The following is a 20,819-nucleotide window of genomic DNA, read 5'->3' on the forward strand; positions in this document are numbered from 1 at the left end:
TGGTTAGTGGTCACAACAGCCCGGCCAACGCTGGCAGAAATGGTGCGAAAACAGTCATGTGATTTGCTGCAGCAGCCATGAATCTCTTGTATGCGTCACCGAAACTGGGTGTCCCGTGTGTTTCCTGCATCTCCGCAACGCTCTCAATGAGCGCGTCTTTCTGTTCAATGTCTGCTTTATCAATTGCTGCAAGTAAGTCAGCAAAAATTGCATCTGTGCCTTCGACCTTTTGTTTTACGTTGGATGAGGCAACAGAAATATTGCTTCCGGTCACATTGCTAATGTTGACGCTTGGAGTTCCTTTATCCACAGGGATACCATTCTCTAATTTGTATAGATTGGAATTTTTGAGGAGGTCTAGAGTATCTCTCACCACTTTAGCCAACCGCTGCTGATCTTTAAAAAGCGTTACCATCTGGTCAAAGGCCCAGCAATTTAATTGGTACTCTTCCACTACTTCTTTTGCATCCTCGACCACCGGATCAAGATTGGAGTCAATCCAGGAGCCGTCAAGCTCCTCAATAACGCTCGAAATGGTGGGATAGGTTGTAATGTCGTAATTGATTGAGAAAAGTGTCTGAGACATATAAAGGGCCATATCCCGACCATCACTGTAGATCCTCTCAAAGATCGCACGTTTTCTACCGTCGGCTATCTTGTAGAGGTTCCTTCCCCAGTCTTCTCGGTTTTTCATATGGGACCAATCGTGATCCTTGCTGCGAAACTCTTCACCAATGGCAAGGAGCCTTGCAATCTGCCCTTCCACGCCCTTGAAATCCCCACGGATATTCGTTGTTGTCATCTATTCTCCGTATTCTGATGAATAATCCACTAACAGTTGTATATCGTGCGTGCGCATTTAGAAACTCGTCCAATTGATAGCTTTCGGTTCTTAACTTATTGATCAAGCATACATTCCTGCCTTGAAAGGCTCCGAGTTAGCAAAGGCAATTTCAGCATGCTCAGTTACTCTCTATCTAGCGCACCATATATAACCATTATTTTTTGGCATGTCATTGACAGTAAACGACTCCTAAAAAGCGACAGTCGTTACGTTGGCAAGAAAAAACGCTAGATCCATATAAGTTCTGGTTTATTTTTTATTTGTTATTTAAATGCTAACAGTGATGTTGTGTAGATGCGATCTAAGAGTGTACTGGTTAGTTTTCTCGCAAACAGATGTTAGTCGAGTGAAAGCTAAGAAAAATCAGATGTACTAGCTCAGACTTAGGAAAAGTGCTCCTGAAGCTCAGTAGCACTAAATGCATTCGGCCAATGAATGATAGCTGCTAAGTATGCTTCGCCTTATCACTCATTTCGCGCTCGCTGTAGCCTCGTTTACGCAGAATGCCTTTGGCGGCCATTTTTTCCTTCCCATCTGCATTCCATGAACTGTTATTAACGATACGCAATAGCTTGTCATCGCTGGCATTTTTGAGTTCTTTAGCATGGCTGCTAACTTGCTTAGTCGTGTCGGCAGCTTCAGAGAACACTTCCTTACCAACTTTAAAAACGGTATCCCAAAATCCCATGGTTTTGTCCTTACGTGTAAGCGGAGTCGTGTGCTCCGCATCTTCCATTACTCGTCGTCGATTTTGCCTTCGCCTTCACAGTAATTGCATTCCATTCTGAATTGAGGGTCTCCACCACATGTCGGGCAACTCTCAGGATGGCGTCCACCACCGTATTCCAAAGGGCAGGGAACTTCGCCCTTACCACGGCACTCTGGGCACTTCACTTTCGACATTGTCATTCTCCTTTTTAACATCGGTTCGGATAGAGATTGTCAGCGTTGGTCGATACAAGTCAAGCGCCCATCATTGCTGGGTTTTGGAAGGTGTGCTGTTGGTGTTAGATAGTGTTTTCTACGTCACTCTTACTGCTTAATTTATCCTCGAAATTTTTTTATCATGCGACGCTTAAGCAACCCCATATTTAACCTGCGCTGGTAAAATTTTAGCCAGATGACGTTGCTCCGCCTCGACCTCAGCATAATGGTTATTCCAAACACTTGCGTCCTGGTTAAAACAGCACAGGTTAAAAACCTCATCGACACACGCTCTGAGTCGGGCGGTGCCTTGGTAGTTATCGAGCCCCATTTGCGTGTAAGGCAACCGGGGACGGTTAAACGAGCCAGCATAATCGATGGATAAAGGTAACTCTTGTCGCGTGAAGGACCAGTAGAGGGCCATTTCAAACGGTTGCCGATTAACCTTGCCACGCTTCATCAAATGAAAAACTCTCGGATTATGGCAGTCAACAATGTACCCGCTTAGACGTAAATAGGTGACAGCGACAATCAACGCCGTTTCAGCTTGCTGAGTACTACATTCTAACCAGCGCTGACGTTGTAGTTGAGAGGCGTATTCAGCGGCTACCTGGATAGCATCTGCTGGTAATAAATTGCTCTCGAAACATCGACTGTTGTGATTGACCTGCTCACAAATGAATTTAAGTGCCTCCATATTCACGTCTAGTGCCGAGTGACGATGAAAGCGTTGATGTATTTCTAATACTTGGGCAGGGGTAAACGTTTGGATCCACATTTGAGTCTCCATAAGGTTGCAACAGGGCTCATAAGGCTCTGTCGTTATAATTAAAGGTTTATAGATTGGTGTTGAGGATGGCTGGCGCTTGTGAGTTATAGAGCGCCAGCGATATCGGTTTCAATTGCGTTTGTTGTGGTTATTGCTCGATGCTGCTTGATAGATTAGCGGCTTCGTCTTCTGTGATGAACCGACGGTATTCAACATTGCTTCCCGGCTGCTCTTTTATGTGAGGCTTCTCGTTCATACGCATGTCCAGTATATGGTCACTTAAGCGCAAGTGAATGGCTTTCAACTTTTTGTCGATGTTCGATGCGGTAGAGTTTTGTATGGCCTCAATAAGCAATGGGTGAACTTTGTCTGGCATGTAGTAGTCGTGTGCTAACAAATACACTGTCACTAATTTGCCGATAAAATAGGTCAACTGATCTTCGCTGTTTTGAACCCGATTCGCTGCTTGGTTTGCTTGGTAAGCGAACGAAGCAATATACCGGAAAGGGTCTATGGCCACGGTAGCGGCAATATAATGGTCGTTGAGTACGGGCCTTAGACTCGAGGCGATAAATTTTTCACACTTTAAATTCCATTGAGAATCACTGAGAGATTTCTTTACGCCGTTGATAAGTCCTTCTGTTACCGGAGGGACGTTCACCATGCCTTCGTTATTGTGCGAGTGAAATGCTTCGTAGTAGGGCAACTTCTTTGTCATTTGTGTGATGGGGTCAGTCACCTCAACATATGGCATCTGACGGTAGCGCTGCTCTTGAATATAACCCTTGACGTGATCGAATATCAAAACCTAACTCCTTGTCCTGGTTCGACTGGAGCAACGGGAATGATTGAGTAAGTGGCGTACGTACTCCAGCGTGTTGAGTGACTCTACGTGTTTAGTAAATGCAATTCAACGGGTTAGACGGGCTTAGCAGGCCCATGAGTCGTATGCCTCAATTGAGGCATCAATGGTAAACGAGCTTTTAATCGCCTCGACTGCGTCAGCTAAATTCTTAGGCTGCGATAACGGGCGTAGGGTTGCGTCCGCTATCTTCATCAAATCTGATGCGGTGCCGGTTTGTCCGGTGGTTTCCGATATCAGGTCAAGATATGACAATAGCAATCGAGCGCTAAAGTGCTCACCCGTTGTGCAATGGTCTCGCATGACATTGAATAATTGCTGGCTATCACACTTCATGGGGATGCCGTAAAAGTTCAGGTACATCATACAAACAGCAAAGGCGGTTTCCTTCGCTCGGTTAGTGTGTTTTGACCACGGAAAGTGAGTCAGCTTGGCTCCGAATAGAGATGCAACGTCAAAGACAGTCCCGAGGTCAGGGGTGGTGTCAGCAAACTCTCTGTTGATGTCCAGACATATTCGGGTCAGTAGTTTAATGTCAGGCTCCAGGTCAATTTCGCGGTGCAGTGTAAAGTGAATTTTCAGTATTTCGTCAGGTGTAAAGATTAAGGGGCTCATGTGGTGTCTCCAGATGAAGTAGTTCGGCGGCAAGACTACCGCCAACGTATTCGATGCTTGAGTTACTGATAATTAAGGCCAGGGATAGTGTCGCCACGGTCTTCTGCGATACGCGCCATAATCCACTCGTCGACTTCGCTATCAATCCAGCCTTTCGAGCGTCCGCCCAGGGAGACGGGACGCGGAAATTCGTTAGTTTCCATTCGGCGGTAGATGCTTGAACGGCTTAATCCGACTTTCGCTTTTACTTCGTTTAAACGCATTAATCTCATGAGTATTCTCCTAAAGTTGGTTTCTCTCATGGGATGAGTTGATCCTGTAAGAAATAACCATGGACTGAGATTCCACCGTATTTCAGGCCTATATCACGCACGTGCATTGAAGAATCGAAAACATGGAGACACAAAATGCACGAACAAAATGCTGAGTATGTAACGAATGGGCCGATGACTGAGGACGATGTGCTGAACAAAGCGTCTGAGATACTCGAGACGAAGTTTTTGAAAGGGGAGGGCTTTACCAGCCCGTCTGCAGCAAAAGACTTCCTTAGATACAAGCTGGCGCATCAAAAGCGTGAGGTGTTCGCCATACTGCTGATGGATTCGCAGCATCGCCTGATTGAGTATAAGGAGTTGTTCTTTGGGACGATTAACGCCGCACCGGTGTATCCCCGTGAGGTGATGAAGGAAGTGCTTCAGCAAAACGCTGCTGCCATCATCCTGGCGCACAACCATCCATCGGGTGTGACTGAGCCTTCAGAAGCTGACAAGCGTGTGACGACGCGTATCAAGGACGCGCTCAATCACATAGACGTCCCCGTGCTTGACCACATCGTAGTAGGCCAAGACACGGTTTCGTTCGCTGAAAGGGGATTGTTGTAGTTGTACTGTCGCTGAGCACGTAGAAGAGGTTATCCCTGGGCCTCTGCTGCGTTGCTTGGTGCTTTATGCTGGCGCTTTATTTTTTGCATTGCTGCTGTAAAACGACTGCCGCTTGCCCTGGTACTTAGTCGTCTTCTCTTTACACAGGTAACTAAAGTGCAGAAATGCGTCTCTGTGCACTGGGTCATCTGTACTGAGTGGTCCTTGCAGAACCCTAAACACTGGCGTTGATGTGTGAAGGAGCGCTACCCGCGAATCAGCCGATAACCCATGCGTCTTTAACCATGCCAGGCGGATAATTTTACCCAGCTTGGTGGGGTCCTCATGGCTTAAGTTACCGACTGGGTATAGCGTGTCCTTGTTGGTGAATAGTACGACATGGTAATGCTCTAATTCGTTGTCCGGTGTTTGTTCAATCTTAGCAACGTATTCGACCTCCGTTTGGTAAACCCTTTGACCACGCCGTGCTACAGCGTTTTGGTAGCTAGCAATACCTGCCTTAACTCGTTCTATAAACTCCGTTATCGGGTTACGTTGCAGGTAAGGGTTCGTATGAGCAGGTAGGTGCAGGTCAAACTTTACTGCTAGTACTCGCTTATGTTTCTGAAGCACCCGCTGCATGACCGTACGTAAGCGGCCTAGGTATGGTCGGATGTATGGTGCATTAGCGGTGTGTAAATCAAAGCCCGCATATTCAGCATCGTAATGTAGCGTGTGGTTATGGTTATTGGTGTTTCGTTTTGTCATTTCAGACCTCTATCTCGTTATGGGTTCATATGAGATCTGATCCTGTAATTTTTAACCATCAGGCAGACGGTAAGCTTTAGGGCTTACCTATCACCGGCTAAGCATTGGTTACTAGGCGTGCTAATGAATGATGTAAACAGTGGTAGTGAGGGTTGTATATATTACTATTACCAACATGAGCAAGGTCAGCATTTAAAGTGTTTTCGTTTTAAGTAGTTAGCAGTAGCCCAAGATTTTCATAAGTTGGTTCTGGGATAATATAGAAGTGCTGTCTCACCTATTTAACAATATAGGTAATCAAATAATCACCTGATAAAGGAGCGTTCGAGGGCAGCATATGCACATTCTTGATGACTCCAGAGTTGCTAGGCAACTGCCGAAGTTTAAGCACACACATTCGTGCTAACTGAACACTGAGCTTCACCAGTTGTTGATGCAGATTTGATAGCTGACTATCCAAGGCATTTAGATCAGCGGGTTGGTTTTTTTCTGTAGAAGCCTTTTTCCTGACAGGCTTTAGGTTGCCGGACTGCTTATTAACTTTCACTGGCTTTTTTTTTGGCGCGGTTTTCCGTATTGTTTCAGGGAAGTGCTTTTCAACGCCGTCTTGTATCATTTGAACGTCGACTTCAAACGAATCCTCATTAGCATTTATTTGCTGAATACCATCAGGTCCAGATAGTAACTCATTAACCAAATCGCTGGCATACTGGGTTAGTCTGAAGTCAACTAGTTTTTGAAAAGCCAATGTTTGAGCATGAGGCACACCGCTACCAAGCAATGGCGTGTGTTGCTTATTGTCAAATCTATAGTTTATCCGCAATGCATAGGGCCGCTCGCCAAAAATAGTTGTTCTATGACGAACGGTCGGTTCGCCCCCCTCCAAAAACTGCCTATTCAAACGGTCAACGTTCACTTGGTAAATTGTGTTCTGACGACCGATGACATTTTTGAATACTCTACCAGGTACCACAACCTTGATTGCTCTAAGTCTTCGTAGCTTTTTGATTTGAGATTTAAGTTGGGCATCAGTCATTCCAAGAATATTCTTAAACTCAGAGCTGGATAAATCTTCAGAAACTCCATGAGTGTCGGCTCGGGATAGGAGCAGACACAGCAGAGTTATGTTTTCGGGCGAAAGGCGATCAGCTTTACCCAAAATATCTCTTTCTGAATACATACATTTCAGTAGCGATTTGATGAGCTCGATGTGGGAGCCCTCAAATAACTGAAGCGGATCTTCTTTAAGCGGGAAAAAGCGTGTTTCGAGTTCTCCGCTTACTACAGTCTTATCCTTACTGATCCACTCACTATCCAATAAGGGATCCAAGTATTTTTTTAATGCATTTGTGCCAATCCCTAATGACTTTCCTAAAGCTGCTCTTGTTTTTTGATCTAGAGATTGAAATCTTTTAAGGAATAGTAGTTTATAATAAAGTGAAATGATTGATATGTTGTGTTCATGCAAAACAATATACTCTCTCTTTTAATACCCTATTATTATAATAAATATAATACGTTTTTTAGTTCGGTTTTTAAACAGTTTTTTCATCAGTTTTTAATACTAACCTTAAAAAAGGTGTTGCTATCATTTTGATAGACGTTTATGTAACTGTTTTGAGTTATGTTTCTTAGGTGGTTTTTTTAACGGTTAATTGACACATGTAATTTGACTAAAAACTATGGCTTCGCTAATGTGTTGAGACTATTTATGATGGGTTTGCATTATGAAGTCGTTAGAAGAAAAATTTGCCTGGCTGAGAAATGCATCAGCGGAAGAGCGGGAACTGGCAATAAAAGTTTTTAAGCAACAGGTGTCGATACACCAAGACGGTATAATGTATGTAGACGTTGACGAACTATCTCTTCCGCTTGACAAAGAGTTCGCCAGGGTACTGGATAGACACTTCCCATCATCTACAGGGACTTCAAAACTTGCAAAAAACGCGATCATTCAAAAAGTACGACAGAGAGTAGCTAGTCACAGGCGACGTAAATCAAAAGACGTCAAGTCAACCTCTATAGAACTAACGAAGGAAGGCTATGAGTGTTTACAGGGGTTGCGTAAAATATGCAAAGCGTCCCAAAACTTAGTCGTTGATTCACTGCTGAAGGACGAGTTGGATTACGTTGTAAAGCTTAAGGATGAAATTAAGGCAATAAAGCAAGAACAACGACAATTACGTGCTGAAAATCGAGAGCTGAAAAACGAAGTCAGGAAATTAGAAACTGAGAACGAAGACTACAAGAGCCAGCTTGAGAGCTTAGGCAAGCTGCAGCGAGACGCATACCAGGAACGGCAGTTCGATATTGAACGCAGTAATGACGGGGATAACTCGAGTGTATCCGATAATCAAGTTTATGATGAAGAGTTTGACGAGAGCAGCACCGGTAGCCAGATTGAGAGTGATACCATGGATGGGAATGATGGCGATATGCTATCGGGTAAGTCGGAAGACACTAATAAAGAAGTTGAACCTACAGCTAACCTTACTAAGACGCAACGAGCTGCACGATTTATGACAAGAAGTGGGCAACATCAGGATCCGGACATTCCCAAAAAAAGTAATACCTGTATGCAAGCTATCTATGATTCGGATGAGGACAATAAAACGCTCAAATTCGATTAGTAAGGCCTTCGCACAAAAACATGTTACTTGTATGGTGCTATATTTGGTGCTATTAATTTCATTTGGTTTAAGTCAAGTCTTTACCAGTAAGGTATAAGAGGAAACTTTCAAGTCCCCCCCTCGGCACCATCAGTTAGAAATAATCAGTTAGAAATAATCAGTTAGAAATAGTCCTTTAAAACCACAGCACCAAATCACGCTATTGATCTAAAACGCTTCCTTGTTAGTTTAAGCTTTTAGTTTATTCCGCGCTTGAGGCATTTATGCGTCTATTTATCATGTTGGGGTTGTTATTAATGCACCCACTGGGGTTAGCAAACACCACCGATTACCGCATCGAACAGGTCAAAGACAACGTCTACCGGTTTAGCACGGGTCATTATCATAGTGTATTTATGGTTGCCGACAATGGCGTTTTTGTGACTGACCCAATTAATCCTGCGGCGGCTAAATACCTTAAGCAACAAATCAAGCAGCGTTTTGATAAGCCGATACGCTACCTTGCCTACAGCCACAACCATGTTGATCACACGTTAGGTGGCGAGGGCATTGCTGATGACTCGATGGAAGTGATTGCGCATGAGTACGCCGCCGAGGATCTTGAGTGGACGCAAACACCAACGGCGATGCCAACGCAGACGTTTTCTGACCATTTAACGGTGAAACTGGGCGATAGTTGGGTAGAGCTGGATTATTATGGTCCCAATAATGGTCGTGGTAACGTCAGTATGCGGTTTATGCCGGCCAATGTGATGTTTGTTGCCGATTGGGTGGTGGTTGGTCGCATGCCATATCAGGATTTGCCGGGTTACGATATCCACGGCATGATCCGCTCGACCAAAGCCTTACTGCAGCGGCCTGCCTTTGATGTGTTTGTTGGGGCTCATGCGCAGATGGGAACTGCTCATGACGTACAGTATTACCTCAACTATCTACAGGATCTTTATGCGGCGGTTCGTGACGGTATGCTGGCGGGTAAATCGCTGACGCAACTGCAGCAGGATATCAGACTGGATAGTTACCAAAAGCTGGCCATGTATGAGCAGTGGTTACCGTTAAATATCAAGGGCGTTCACGATACCCTGATCGATATGTCATACTTTGACCGACGTTAACACAACAATGGATAGCAGTGGGTATGAGCGGTATAAAAGAACTCGATTTATTTCAGGTGGATGCTTTTGCTGAGCGTGTTTTTGAGGGGAATCCGGCAGCAGTCGTGCCATTGCAGCAATGGCTTGCTGATGACCTGCTGTTAAAAATTGCCGAAGAAAACAATTTATCCGAAACCGCGTTTATTGTGCCGCAGGGTGAGCGCTATCAGCTGCGTTGGTTTACGCCCGCAGCTGAAGTGGATCTGTGTGGCCACGCAACCTTAGCCGCTGCGCATGTGGTTTTTGAGCACTTGGGCTACGCTCATAAGCAGGTGTCGTTCGAGAGCCGTAGCGGTGAGCTTATTGTGCATCGCACAGAACAAGGTTTAATGATGGACTTTCCGGCGACGCTGCCGGAGTCGGTTGCTGTGCCTGAGGCCATTAGCCAGGTACTGAATGTTGAGCCGCAAGCCGTGTTGCTGGGGTTTGACCACATTGTTGTTCTTGCTGATGAGCAACAGGTGCTGGATCTCTCCCCCGACTTATCCGTCTTACAGCGGCTGGATTCGCGCGGGGTCGTATTTACCGCCCCCGGTAGCAACTATGACTGCGTCAGCCGCTGTTTCTTCCCCAAACTTAATGTACCTGAAGATCCGGTAACCGGCTCGGCACACTGCCAACTGGCGCCATACTGGGCGCAACGTTTAAATAAAAACCACATTTTAGCCCGCCAGGCATCCCGTCGTGGCGGAACATTGCAGTGTGTCGTGGTCGGTGACCGGGTGCAGATACATGGCACTGCGGTAGATTACCTGAAAGGTACGATAAAGCTGTAACAAACCGGCAGAAATTGACTTGCAGGTTCGACCAGTAGCTTCCATACTCAAGCACTAAACGAATAAGGCAGTATCGTTTTAAAAATTAAAGACAATAACAAGGAAAAAGCGATGAATTTGCCAACAAAAAGTCGGATTTATCAGGGGATGATCCTGGCTGGCGTAGTGACGCTCGCTGGCTGTGAATTTGAAAACGACGTACCGGAATACCAAGCACCGCCAGTGGCGGAAGAACCTGACTACAGTAGTCCGTTACCGGAACAGGAGCCGTTAACTACCTTTGATACAGATGGCGAGTTAACCGCAGATATTACCTGGACAGACTATGGCGTACCTTACATAACTGCCGACAATGTCGAAAGTATGGCGTTTGGAGTGGGTTATGCCTTTGCGCAAGACAATATTTGTATCCTTGCCGATCAAATCGTTAAGTTTAATTCTCAGCGGTCCATGTTCTTTGGTCCTGATAACCCGATTGGATCGGGTAACAGCCAAAACTTAATCGATGATTTTGGCTTTTTAGCATTAGGTATCCGTGACAACGCGGAGCAGGGCTATGACAGCCTGACTGACGAATCTAAAGCCTTACTTGAAGGTTATGCGGCGGGTTATAACAAGTACCTGAACGATACCGGTGTTGCGAATATTGACCCTCAATGTGCCGGCCAACCATTTGTGCGCGAAATTACGCCGGTCGATATGCTGACCTATGCGCAAGGGGTTGCGTTGTTGCCGGGAGCCAGTAACTTTACGGGTGCGGTGTTTGTAGCAGCGCCTCCGGGGCAGGACTTTGCGCCGCAACCGGTTATGCCGGGTCAGGAAACCGCGAGTCTGAATCTGGCCAATGTCGACGTTCACATGCCGGAACCGAATCCTACCGAAATGGGCTCAAATGGTTGGGCTGTGGGGCGTGATTTAAGTGCAACCGGGCAGGGTATGCTGTTGGCTAACCCGCACTTCCCGCATACCGGTAACCAACGCTTCTGGCAGTTTGGTATAGAAATTCCGGGCGAGTTGAAAGTTGCCGGTGGCTCGTTATCGGGTATGCCGGGTGTGGTTAATATCGGCTTTAACGAGAACGTGGCCTGGACGCATACTTTCTCTACCGCTAACCGCTTTGTTGTGCACCAATTAGAACTGGACCCAGCGGATGAATCGGGTACCATCTATTTGGTCGATGGTGAGCCGGTTGAGATGACAACCAAGACGCATCAGATTCGGGTTAATGTCGGCGGCGGTAATAGTATTACCCTGGAAAAAACCAGCTACCACAGTGAGTTCGGTACCATTATAAAAGTTCCTAACTCACCACTAACCTGGGGTGTGGATGATTTTGGCAAAGATGTCGCTTATGCGATTTACGATGCCAACTTGCCAAACTACGAAGTGCTTGATCATTGGCTGGCAATGAACCGGGCGCGTAATATCGAAGAATACCGCCAAAGTTTTATTGACTATACCGGTACGGTATTTAACAACGCGATGGCAGTTGATGACGATGGCGATGCCTTCTTTACTGATGGTTCATCGGTGCCGAATATCAGCGACGAAGCGATTGCTGCATGGGAGCAAAACACCTTGCTGCAGGGCATTAGTGCTTCTGCCGGCTTCCCTGTGATGCCGGGTAATTCGGCAATGTTCAAAGCAGACGGCAAGATGTCGTTTGACCGTGCTCCTTCACTGTTGCGCACTGACTTTGTACAAAACTCGAATAACAGTTATTGGCTAACCAACCCGGATGCGCCAATTGAGAATGTTGCGCCGTTGTGGGGGCCAATCAACAACGAACAATCGTGGCGTTCGCGTTTAGGCCAAAAAATGCTGGCTGAAGGTGGCTCTGCTGATGGTAAGTTTACCCGTGAAGATATCGCCGAGAAGTTGTTAAGTAATCGTAGCTATCTGGCTGAGGTGCTGTTGGACGATCTGCTGGCGTTGTGTACCCGTCAGGGTGAACAACCGGTATCTACTGCGGCCGGCAATATCAGCATCAAACCTGCTTGCGATACGCTCGGTCAGTGGGATGGCACGATGAACAAAGATAGCGTCGGTGCGATGTTGTTCCGTGAATTTGCTACCGAATTTAATCGCAACCCCAAATGGGAAGTTGAGTTTGATCCGGCTGATCCACTTAATACGCCGCGCGACATGGTAAACAATGTGTCGGTATTAACGGATCTGGGTAATGCCATGGTGCGCATCCAGTCACTGGGATTACCGATTGACGCGCCGTTGGGCGAAGTGCAATTTGTCGAACGCGCATTACCGACCGGACAACCTTCGGGTCAGCGCTTACCCTGGGGTGGTGCTAACAACGTTGAAGGTGGCTTTAACGTCTTCCGTGCTAACACCGGTTCAGATGGTACCATCTATCCGCGTTTAATTTATCCTGAAGCAGATGGTTCCAACCTGACCGAAGCCGGCCTTGGCTATCATATTAGCTACGGTTCAAGCTGGATGTTTACCATGGAATTTACCGAGAACGGTCCGGTAGCTGAAGGACTACTGAGTTACTCGCAGTCACGTAACGTGTTCTCTGATCACTACATTGACCAGACGCTGCTGTACTCGCAACAGCCACAGTTGCGTCCGATTTGGTTTGATAACAGTGATATCCAGGAAAACACCATTCGCGAGCTGAGTTTATCGCAGCCAAACGAATAAGTTTTTCGGATAAAACACAGCAACAGCCCCCGCAAGTAAGCGGGGGTTTTTTATTGTCATGGTAGATTAACTGACAAGAGCTATTCAGGTGCGTATACTATTAGTTAGGTAAAAGACGCAAGATACGCGCAAAATTAAGGATTCTATGACCGATAACAACGCAAGCAACAGCAACGACCAAACGACACCACAATACGATGTCGAAATCCCGTCACGGGATGAACTGCTTGAACTGGTAACTGAGCGCTTAAAGCCAGTGCCCTTTGACGATTTTATTACGCATTTTAAGCTGCAGGATGAGCGACAGCATATTGGTGTAAAGCGTCGTTTGCGGGCAATGGAGCGTGATGGTCAATTAGTCTATACCAAAGCCAATTGTTATGGTCTGCCCGAGCGCATGCAGTTGGTCCGCGGCACCATTATCGGTCATCGTGATGGCTTCGGATTTTGTCGCCCTGATGACGGCGGCAAAGATATTTTTATTCCGCACCACCAAATGTATTCGGTGCTGCATGGCGATAAAGTACTGATTAAGCCTGCCGGGACCGATAACCGCGGCCGTGCCGAAGGTCGTGTCGTTCGTGTTGTTGAGCCGCGGGATAGTAATATCGTCGGACGTTATTTTGTCGAAAATGATTTGGGCATTGTGGTGCCGGATGACTCGCGTATTAGTCAGGATATCTTAATACCGCATGCCGACAATCTTGGCGCGCGCCATGGTCAACTCGTTGTCGTGACCATTACGCGCCGGCCTAATCGCCGCACCAGTCCTATTGGTAAGGTCTATGAAATACTGGGTGACCATATGGCGCCGGGTATGGAAATCGAAATCGCGATTCGTGAGCATGATATTCCTAACGAATGGCCAGAGGGTATTGACGCTGAGCTGGAAAAATACAGCGAGGAAGTACCCAAAGAGGCTTACGATGGCCGTGTCGATCTGCGGGAATTGCCATTAATAACCATTGATGGCGAAGATTCACGTGATTTTGATGACGCTGTGTGTGCCTTGCCGGAAGAAAAAGGCTGGCGCTTATGGGTAGCTATTGCTGACGTATCCTATTACGTAAAACCGTCGACTCAGCTGGATAACGAAGCCGTTAACCGCGGTAATTCGGTTTACTTTCCGAATAACGTCATTCCGATGCTACCGGAAAAACTTTCTAATGGGCTGTGTTCGCTTAATCCTAACGTCGACCGCTTGTGTATGGTCGCGGAAATGGAAATTGGCCCGCGCGGTAAGCTGAAAAACTCGCGTTTTTATCCGGCGGTGATGAATTCACACGCCCGCCTCACCTACACCAAAGTTAAGCAAATCTTAGATGGTGACGCAGAACTGCGCGAGCAGTATAAAAACGTACTCAGCAATATTGAAGAACTGCACAATGTGTATAAAGCACTGGCTACGGTACGTAAACAACGCTCTGCCATAGAGTTTGACACGCAGGAAACGCGCTTTATTTTTAATGCGCACCGCAAAATTGAGCGGATTGAACCGGTCAAACGTCATGTGGCGCACAAAATTATCGAAGAGTGCATGATTGCCGCGAACGTTGCATCGGCGCGACTGATTGAAAGCGAAGAAGAAATTGGTGCGCTATTCCGCGTGCATGAAGCACCGGCAGACGAGCGTTTAACCAGTTTCAGGGCTTTCCTGGGCGAACTGGGGTTAAGTTTGGGCGGCGGCGATAAGCCAACGCCATCGGACTATGGTAAATTATTAGAGGAAGTCAAAGATCGCCCTGATCATGAATTGATCGAGACGATGTTGCTGCGCTCAATGCAGCAGGCCGTCTATCAGTCTGAGAATGAAGGGCATTTTGGGCTGGCGCTTAAATCCTACTCGCACTTCACTTCGCCGATTCGGCGCTACCCTGATCTGATTCTGCATCGGGCGATTAAATCGATTCTGCGTAAGCGTGAAGGCACAGAGCAAGCGTTGACGGGTGCATGGGCTTACAGTGAGCGTGAGCTGGAGGATCTTGGCGTACATTGTTCGATGACTGAACGTCGGGCTGATGATGCAACGCGGCAAGTGGATGAATGGCTGAAATGTGAATTCATGTTAGATCACATCGGTATGGAGTTCAGTGGTGTGGTCTCATCGGTAACCAACTTTGGTTTGTTTGTTCGCCTGGACGAATACCAAATCGATGGTCTGGTTCATATTAGCAATCTCGGCGATGATTATTATCAGTATGACAATCAAAAAGGGTTGTTGATTGGTGAAAATACACGCACCGTGTACCGCCTCGGTGATAAAGTTCAGGTTCGAGTTAAGACCGTTGACCTGGATGAACGTAAGATCGATTTAAGCTTGATCGCGGCAGAGAGCCCTGCGGGTAAACAACGCAAACGTAATAGTGGTAAAACCCAGCGCAAAAAATCTCAGGGTGGCAAAAAGCCAACTAATAAGAAGCCGCAAAAGGGCAACAAAGGCAAGGGTAAAAAATCATCATGAGCCAAAAGGTCACGGTATTTGGTTTACACGCGGTTCGTTCTATTTTGGATAACCATCCGGACCGATTGGTTGAGCTTTATGTCTCTAAAGAGCGCCAAAATGATGCGGTCAATGCACTGGTGCAACAAACGCATACGATTGGCATCAGGCCGCAGTGGGTGCCAAAGCATGCGCTGGATAAACGCGCTGAGGGTGGTAATCACCAAGGCGTGGTAGCCACGGTAACGTCTTTGCCTACGCTGACCGAACATGATTTTGCCAAATTGATTGATGACAGTGAGCAGTCGCCACTATTTTTAGTGCTGGATGGTATTACCGACCCGCATAATCTGGGGGCCTGCCTGCGCACTGCCGATGCCGCTGGGGTAACCGCCGTGGTGGTGCCTAAAGACAAGTCAGTACAGATTACGCCGACCGTGCGTAAGGTCGCCTCTGGTGCCGCGGAAGTGGTGCCAATGGTCGTAGTGACCAACCTGGCTCGTGCGCTCCGGGAACTACAGCAATTGAATGTCTGGATTGTCGGTACGGCGGGCGAAGCAACAAAATCACTTTACGAAATAGACTATCAGGGCCCGACTGCGATGGTAATGGGCGCTGAAGGTAAAGGCATGCGCCGCTTAACGCGTGAAACCTGCGATGAACTGGTATCGATTCCGTTGGCAGGCAGTGTCAGTAGTTTAAATGTATCGGTCGCCAGTGGCGTGTGTTTATTTGAGGTTGTCAGACAGCGCAATGGATCTTAAACGTCGACTATTGCCCATTGCCATTGCCTTAGTGTTAATTGCAATGGTTTTTATTAGCTGGACTCCTAACTGGGAGTCGGGTGAGTTTATTCGCTCGACCAAACCCTACGTAAACTTCGAGTATCAATTTGATACTACAGAAACCCGCACCCTGAATGAGGTTGCTGAAGATATTGATAACCGCTTAGAGGTGCGCCACGAGTGGCATAAAGTGGGTGACCGCGAAGCGCAATATGACGTGGTAATAGCGCTGGTCGAACGCGACGGAGCGATACAAATTGATGCCACCTTGCATCGCAATGATAAACGTTTTGATCATATTGTTGTGCGCGGTCAGAGCGAAGTCAAAAACGAATTGGTTGGCCGCCTGGTTGGCCTGCTGACCGACCGTATTGAATCATCCCACCAAGCCGCCGACAGCGAATAAGCAAAAATTGCTTTTTACCTTTAAATGCGTTAGTATCGCGCGGCTTAAATCAGCCATTGAATTAACTACTAGTTGAGTTCCTTGCTTCTATGTCAGTGCGGCTGAGCTGAACCGAGGCTATACGAACCAAAAGGAAACTGTAATGCGTCATTACGAAATCGTATTTATGGTCCACCCGGACCAAAGCGAGAAAGTACCTGGCATGATCGAGCGCTATAGCGAAACGATCAAGCAAGGTGGTGGTCAGATCCATCGTTTGGAAGACTGGGGCCGTCGTCAACTGGCTTATCCAATCAATAAACTGCACAAAGCGCACTATGTTCTGTTGAACATCGAAGCGTCTGCAGAGGTTGTAGAAGAGCTGGAAACTGCATTCCGTTTTAACGATGCAGTATTGCGCAACATGATTATGCGCAAAAAAGAAGCGATCGTTGAACCTTCGCCGCTGACTAAGCCGAAGGAAGATCGTAAAGGTGACAGTGAAGCTGCCTAACTCGTTTGAGTAAAGCAGACCCTCAGAGAGACGTATGAATCGACTACACATTACCGGTACTGTTTGTAAACCCGCCAAGCTGGAAACCAGTCCGTCGGGCATCGAGCACTTATTGGTGACCATCGAACACCGTTCGATGCAACCGGAAGCCGGAATGAACCGTCAAAGTTACGTTAAACTGCAGCTCGTTATGAGCGGTGAAGGGTTACAACACTGGTTACAAAAATTGACGGTGGGTAGTGAGGTACACGCAGAAGGTTTTCTGCATCGCCACGAAGACAACAATGGTCTGGCGCGTTTAGTACTTCATGCTCAGCACTTAGAACAGATTTAGGAGACCATCATGGCTCGTTTTTTCCGTCGCCGTAAGTTCTGCCGTTTTAAGGCAGAAGGCGTTAAAGAGATTGATTACAAAGATATCGCTACGCTGAAGAACTACATTACCGAATCAGGTAAAATTGTTCCTAGCCGTATCACTGGTACCTCTGCGAAGTATCAGCGCCAGTTAGCTCGTGCTATCAAGCGCGCTCGTTATTTGTCATTGCTGCCTTACACTGATTCACATCAGTAAGTTAGCAACGGTTCCAAGATTAAGGGTAGCGAAAAATGAATATCATCTTGTTAGACAAAATTGCTAACCTGGGTGGCTTAGGCGACCAAGTTAGCGTTAAATCAGGTTATGCACGTAACTTCTTATTCCCTCAGGGTAAAGCGGTTCCTGCAACCAAATCAAACATTGAACTGTTTGAACAGCGTCGCGCTGAGTACGAAGCTAAGCTTGCTGACGAATTAGCAGCAGCAGAAGCTCGTGCAGAAAAAATCAACGCACTGGATACTATCGAAATCGCTTCTAAAGCTGGTGACGAAGGTAAACTGTTCGGTTCAATCGGCACGCGTGATATCGCTGACGCGATTACTGCAGCCGGCGTAGAAGTGAAGAAAGCTGAAGTATTAATGCCTCACGGTACTATCCGTGAAACTGGCGAATACGAGCTGGAATTGCACTTGCACGCAGACGTGTTTGCTAACGTAAACCTGAAAGTTGTTGCTGCTGACTAATCAGTAAGTGCCAACAACCAGAGAAAAAGCTGCCATTCGGCAGCTTTTTTTTTGAAAAAATTTACCCCGCCTGTAAACCCTGCTAAAACCCATAGCGACTCATTAGCAAATAACTTAAAAAGTAATGCATAGACAGGGAGACAACGGTGTCCGAGCTCACCGATATAAAACTGCCTGAACAAATGAATTAAGCTCAACAGCAGCAACTTATCCGCTCGATGCAACAAAATGGCGGTAACGCGCAAATGCTCGAACTGCTGCGCTGGATTAACCAACAAGAATTGCATTTGTTGCAACAGGCTTATCAGCAACAACCCAAATTACAAGCGATCTAAACAGGAGATGTGCGATGAGTAAGTTATTAAAAGCCCTACCGGTATTGGCGGGTGTTCTAATGGCTTCGGTCAGTTTTAACAGTGTGGCGCAACAGCCGGTTGATAAAACCATCGATATTAGTGCTGGCACCCAGATTTACCTCAATAACGAGCGCGGTGAGTTAGAGGTGATAACACATGACAAAAGCCAGGTTCGGTTGGTAGGAACGCTCGACGAAAACGCCGAGGAGCTTATTTTTGAGCTACGCGGCAACGGCGTGAGAATCGAGGTTAGGACGCCCGAGCAGAACGGCTGGAGTTACAATGACGAAGAAGGCTCGGAGCTAACGCTGTATATGCCATCAACTAGCCCGTTGAAAGTAGAGGGTGTATCGATGGACGTGCGTGCGTCAGACCTGCAGGCAGGTACAGACATTACCCTGGTAAGTGGTGATATCAAGCTCACCAATGCCGCCCGCGATGTACTGTTAAAAACGGTGTCGGGTGATATCAAAGCCAGCCAGTTAGCGGGCGATGTTACCTTAGAAACGGTAAGTGGTGATATTACCGATATTGAAAATGCAGCGACCGTTGCAAAATACCAGGCGGTCAGTGGCGACGTCGATGTTCAGTCTGATACCTTAAAGCGCTTTCAGTTGCAGAATGTCTCCGGTGATGTAGAGATGCGTTTGCCTGCCGTCGATTCAGGCGATGTAAAAAACGTCAGCGGCGACGTTGATATCACGCTCGGGCTTAACGACACCGCAAGTCTGGACGCCTCGTCGGTGAGCGGTGACTTAAACTTCCGCTTATTGGGTGAGGTAAACGCAACCTTTGATCTGAAAGCTAATGCAGGCGGCGACATTGTCAACGGAATTACCGATGCTAAAGCTGATGAGTCTCGTTGGGGGGCCTCATCATCATTGGACTTTACTGCCGGCTCTGGCGCTGCGCGGGTAAAAATGAGTACGGTGTCCGGAACTATCGAAATTCGCAGCGAATAACGCTATAGTAGGCGGGTTATTCAATACCACTCAAGAGAAGCGTCTTGCATGGCCCAAGCTGCAAAAAAATCTGATAAAGCAATTGAGGCGCTGCGTTCAGCGCCTCACTCGATCGAGGCTGAACAGTCCGTGTTAGGCGGATTAATGCTTGATAACGATGCCTGGGATAAAGTGGCTGGCAGCATCATTGCCGAAGACTTTTATCATCGCGGGCATCGGATGATTTTTCAGGCCCTACAAAAACTATCTGATAACAGCCAACCAATGGATTTGGTTACTGTTTCTGAAGTACTCGAGGCCGCAGGTGAATTGGACAAAGTGGGTGGTTTCGCTTATTTAGGTGAAATATCAAAAAATACCCCCAGTGCGGCCAATATTTTAGCCTACGCAAATATTGTGCGTGAACGGGCTGTTTTGCGCGAAATGATCGCAGCTGCCAATGACATTGCCGAGTCCGGTTACGATACGCAGGGCAGAACCAGCCAGGAACTGCTGGATGAGGCGGAGAGTAAAGTATTCCGCATTGCCGAAAAACGTACTAGCGCGACAGAGGGCCCCAAGGGTGTCAGCGATATTCTGGCCAAGACTATCGAGCGCATAGACGCGTTAAGTAAAATTAAAAACCACAACGGCGTGACCGGAGTATCCAGTGGTTTCCACGATCTGGACCAGATGACAGCCGGGCTGCAGCCATCGGATTTGATTATTGTCGCCGCGCGTCCGTCGATGGGTAAAACAACCTTCGCGATGAACCTGGCTGAAAATATTGCAATGAACGAAGAAAAGCCCGTTCTGGTATTCAGTCTGGAGATGCCGGCAGAACAAATTATGATGCGTATGCTGGCATCATTAAGCCGGGTTGATCAGAACAAAGTTCGGACCGGTAAACTTGAGGATGATGACTGGGCACGCATTGCTTCAGTGATGAATATTCTCAACGAGAAAAACAATCTTTACATTGATGATGCGTCGGGGCTGACACCTACCGAAGTGCGTTCTCGTGCTCGTCGTATTGCACGGGATCACGATGGTTTATCAATGATCATGGTGGATTATCTGCAATTGATGACGGTACCGGGGATGTCCGAGAACCGCACGCTGGAAATTGCAGAAATATCGCGCTCGTTAAAATCGCTGGCCAAAGAGCTCAATGTACCGGTAGTTGCGTTGTCGCAGTTAAACCGTTCACTAGAGCAACGCTCTGATAAACGGCCGGTAAACTCTGATTTACGTGAATCCGGCTCAATAGAGCAGGATGCTGACGTCATTATGTTTATCTACCGGGATGAGGTTTATCATCCGGACAGCGGTGAGAAAGGGCTGGCAGAAATTATCATAGGTAAACAGCGTAACGGGCCTATAGGCAAGATAGAGCTTAAGTTTCATGGCCACTTGTCCCGCTTTGATAATTTTGCGCGAGCTGCCGATGACCATTACTAGTTAGAGTTGACGGCT

General features: G+C 47.1%; 23 protein-coding genes. 14 read left to right on the forward strand and 9 right to left on the reverse strand.

What is annotated here, in order from left to right; all coding sequences use genetic code 11:
* Positions 1 to 10: 10 nt before the first annotated feature.
* The 7 genes from KZ771_RS01035 to KZ771_RS01065 all read right to left on the reverse strand — a co-directional run bounded on the left by KZ771_RS01035 (position 11) and on the right by KZ771_RS01065 (position 4,286).
* On the reverse strand, positions 11 to 802 hold the full coding sequence (locus tag KZ771_RS01035) for a hypothetical protein (protein WP_290654110.1): 792 nt from the start codon (positions 800 to 802) through the stop codon (positions 11 to 13).
* Between the two features lie 487 nt (positions 803 to 1,289).
* On the reverse strand, positions 1,290 to 1,532 hold the full coding sequence (locus KZ771_RS01040; RefSeq protein ID WP_290654111.1) for a hypothetical protein: 243 nt from the start codon (positions 1,530 to 1,532) through the stop codon (positions 1,290 to 1,292).
* 47 nt (positions 1,533 to 1,579) lie between these two features.
* Positions 1,580 to 1,747, reverse strand: a complete 168-nt coding sequence (locus KZ771_RS01045; RefSeq protein ID WP_290654112.1) for a hypothetical protein — start codon at positions 1,745 to 1,747, stop codon at positions 1,580 to 1,582.
* 172 nt (positions 1,748 to 1,919) lie between these two features.
* Positions 1,920 to 2,546 carry a hypothetical protein gene (locus KZ771_RS01050; protein WP_290654113.1) on the reverse strand — a complete coding sequence of 209 codons (627 nt, stop codon included), beginning with the start codon at positions 2,544 to 2,546 and terminating at the stop codon, positions 1,920 to 1,922.
* A 139-nt stretch (positions 2,547 to 2,685) separates the two neighbouring features.
* Positions 2,686 to 3,342, reverse strand: a complete 657-nt coding sequence (locus KZ771_RS01055; protein WP_290654114.1) for a hypothetical protein — start codon at positions 3,340 to 3,342, stop codon at positions 2,686 to 2,688.
* A gap of 123 nt (positions 3,343 to 3,465) precedes the next feature.
* Positions 3,466 to 4,014, reverse strand: coding sequence for a hypothetical protein (locus KZ771_RS01060; RefSeq protein ID WP_290654115.1), 549 nt, complete (start codon positions 4,012 to 4,014; stop codon positions 3,466 to 3,468).
* Positions 4,015 to 4,076: 62 nt separating this feature from the next.
* Complete coding sequence (locus tag KZ771_RS01065) at positions 4,077 to 4,286, reverse strand: AlpA family transcriptional regulator (RefSeq protein ID WP_290654116.1); 210 nt, start codon at positions 4,284 to 4,286, stop codon at positions 4,077 to 4,079.
* A 135-nt stretch (positions 4,287 to 4,421) separates the two neighbouring features.
* Between KZ771_RS01065 and radC the strand changes: the two genes are divergently transcribed.
* Positions 4,422 to 4,895, forward strand: coding sequence for a DNA repair protein RadC (gene radC / locus KZ771_RS01070; RefSeq protein WP_290654117.1), 474 nt, complete (start codon positions 4,422 to 4,424; stop codon positions 4,893 to 4,895).
* Between the two features lie 63 nt (positions 4,896 to 4,958).
* On the opposite strand, the gene KZ771_RS01075 is transcribed toward radC, so the two are convergent.
* Together KZ771_RS01075 and KZ771_RS01080 are read right to left on the reverse strand one after the other, a co-directional pair.
* Positions 4,959 to 5,642, reverse strand: a complete 684-nt coding sequence (locus KZ771_RS01075) for an inovirus-type Gp2 protein (RefSeq protein ID WP_290654118.1) — start codon at positions 5,640 to 5,642, stop codon at positions 4,959 to 4,961.
* Between the two features lie 277 nt (positions 5,643 to 5,919).
* Positions 5,920 to 7,110 (reverse strand): hypothetical protein, encoded by a 1,191-nt coding sequence (locus KZ771_RS01080; protein WP_290654119.1) that lies wholly within the window; start codon positions 7,108 to 7,110, stop codon positions 5,920 to 5,922.
* Between the two features lie 259 nt (positions 7,111 to 7,369).
* Here KZ771_RS01080 and KZ771_RS01085 point away from each other — a divergent pair, with 259 nt between their 5' ends.
* From KZ771_RS01085 to dnaB, 13 genes are all read left to right on the forward strand, one after another.
* On the forward strand, positions 7,370 to 8,272 hold the full coding sequence (locus KZ771_RS01085; protein ID WP_290654120.1) for a hypothetical protein: 903 nt from the start codon (positions 7,370 to 7,372) through the stop codon (positions 8,270 to 8,272).
* A 263-nt stretch (positions 8,273 to 8,535) separates the two neighbouring features.
* A complete protein-coding gene (locus tag KZ771_RS01090; protein WP_290572392.1) occupies positions 8,536 to 9,387 on the forward strand; it encodes an MBL fold metallo-hydrolase in 852 nt (283 codons plus the stop codon).
* A 23-nt stretch (positions 9,388 to 9,410) separates the two neighbouring features.
* On the forward strand, positions 9,411 to 10,202 hold the full coding sequence (locus KZ771_RS01095; protein WP_290572390.1) for a PhzF family phenazine biosynthesis protein: 792 nt from the start codon (positions 9,411 to 9,413) through the stop codon (positions 10,200 to 10,202).
* A gap of 111 nt (positions 10,203 to 10,313) precedes the next feature.
* Positions 10,314 to 12,863, forward strand: a complete 2,550-nt coding sequence (locus tag KZ771_RS01100; protein ID WP_290572388.1) for an acylase — start codon at positions 10,314 to 10,316, stop codon at positions 12,861 to 12,863.
* Between the two features lie 145 nt (positions 12,864 to 13,008).
* Positions 13,009 to 15,324: a ribonuclease R gene (rnr, locus tag KZ771_RS01105; RefSeq protein WP_133539543.1), complete on the forward strand. Its 2,316-nt coding sequence runs from the start codon at positions 13,009 to 13,011 to the stop codon at positions 15,322 to 15,324.
* Positions 15,321 to 16,067, forward strand: a complete 747-nt coding sequence (rlmB, locus tag KZ771_RS01110) for a 23S rRNA (guanosine(2251)-2'-O)-methyltransferase RlmB (protein WP_133539542.1) — start codon at positions 15,321 to 15,323, stop codon at positions 16,065 to 16,067. The genes rnr and rlmB overlap by 4 nt, the downstream gene beginning before the upstream one ends.
* Entirely contained in the window at positions 16,057 to 16,494 is a 438-nt protein-coding gene (locus tag KZ771_RS01115) for a signaling protein (RefSeq protein ID WP_290654121.1), read from the forward strand. Before rlmB ends, KZ771_RS01115 begins: the two co-directional genes overlap by 11 nt.
* A gap of 142 nt (positions 16,495 to 16,636) precedes the next feature.
* Positions 16,637 to 16,987 carry a 30S ribosomal protein S6 gene (rpsF, locus tag KZ771_RS01120; RefSeq protein ID WP_290654122.1) on the forward strand — a complete coding sequence of 117 codons (351 nt, stop codon included), beginning with the start codon at positions 16,637 to 16,639 and terminating at the stop codon, positions 16,985 to 16,987.
* Positions 16,988 to 17,021: 34 nt separating this feature from the next.
* Positions 17,022 to 17,321, forward strand: a complete 300-nt coding sequence (gene priB, locus KZ771_RS01125; protein WP_133539540.1) for a primosomal replication protein N — start codon at positions 17,022 to 17,024, stop codon at positions 17,319 to 17,321.
* Positions 17,322 to 17,330: 9 nt separating this feature from the next.
* A complete protein-coding gene (gene rpsR, locus KZ771_RS01130) occupies positions 17,331 to 17,558 on the forward strand; it encodes a 30S ribosomal protein S18 (protein WP_006956988.1) in 228 nt (75 codons plus the stop codon).
* Between the two features lie 35 nt (positions 17,559 to 17,593).
* A complete protein-coding gene (gene rplI, locus KZ771_RS01135; RefSeq protein WP_133539539.1) occupies positions 17,594 to 18,046 on the forward strand; it encodes a 50S ribosomal protein L9 in 453 nt (150 codons plus the stop codon).
* Positions 18,047 to 18,395: 349 nt separating this feature from the next.
* Entirely contained in the window at positions 18,396 to 19,364 is a 969-nt protein-coding gene (locus KZ771_RS01140) for a DUF4097 family beta strand repeat-containing protein (protein WP_290654123.1), read from the forward strand.
* Positions 19,365 to 19,412: 48 nt separating this feature from the next.
* Positions 19,413 to 20,804, forward strand: a complete 1,392-nt coding sequence (dnaB, locus tag KZ771_RS01145; RefSeq protein WP_133539537.1) for a replicative DNA helicase — start codon at positions 19,413 to 19,415, stop codon at positions 20,802 to 20,804.
* Positions 20,805 to 20,819 lie beyond the last annotated feature (15 nt).

Origin of the sequence: Idiomarina sp. (assembly GCF_019431395.1) — a bacterium.
In the GTDB taxonomy this organism is placed as follows: domain Bacteria; phylum Pseudomonadota; class Gammaproteobacteria; order Enterobacterales; family Alteromonadaceae; genus Idiomarina.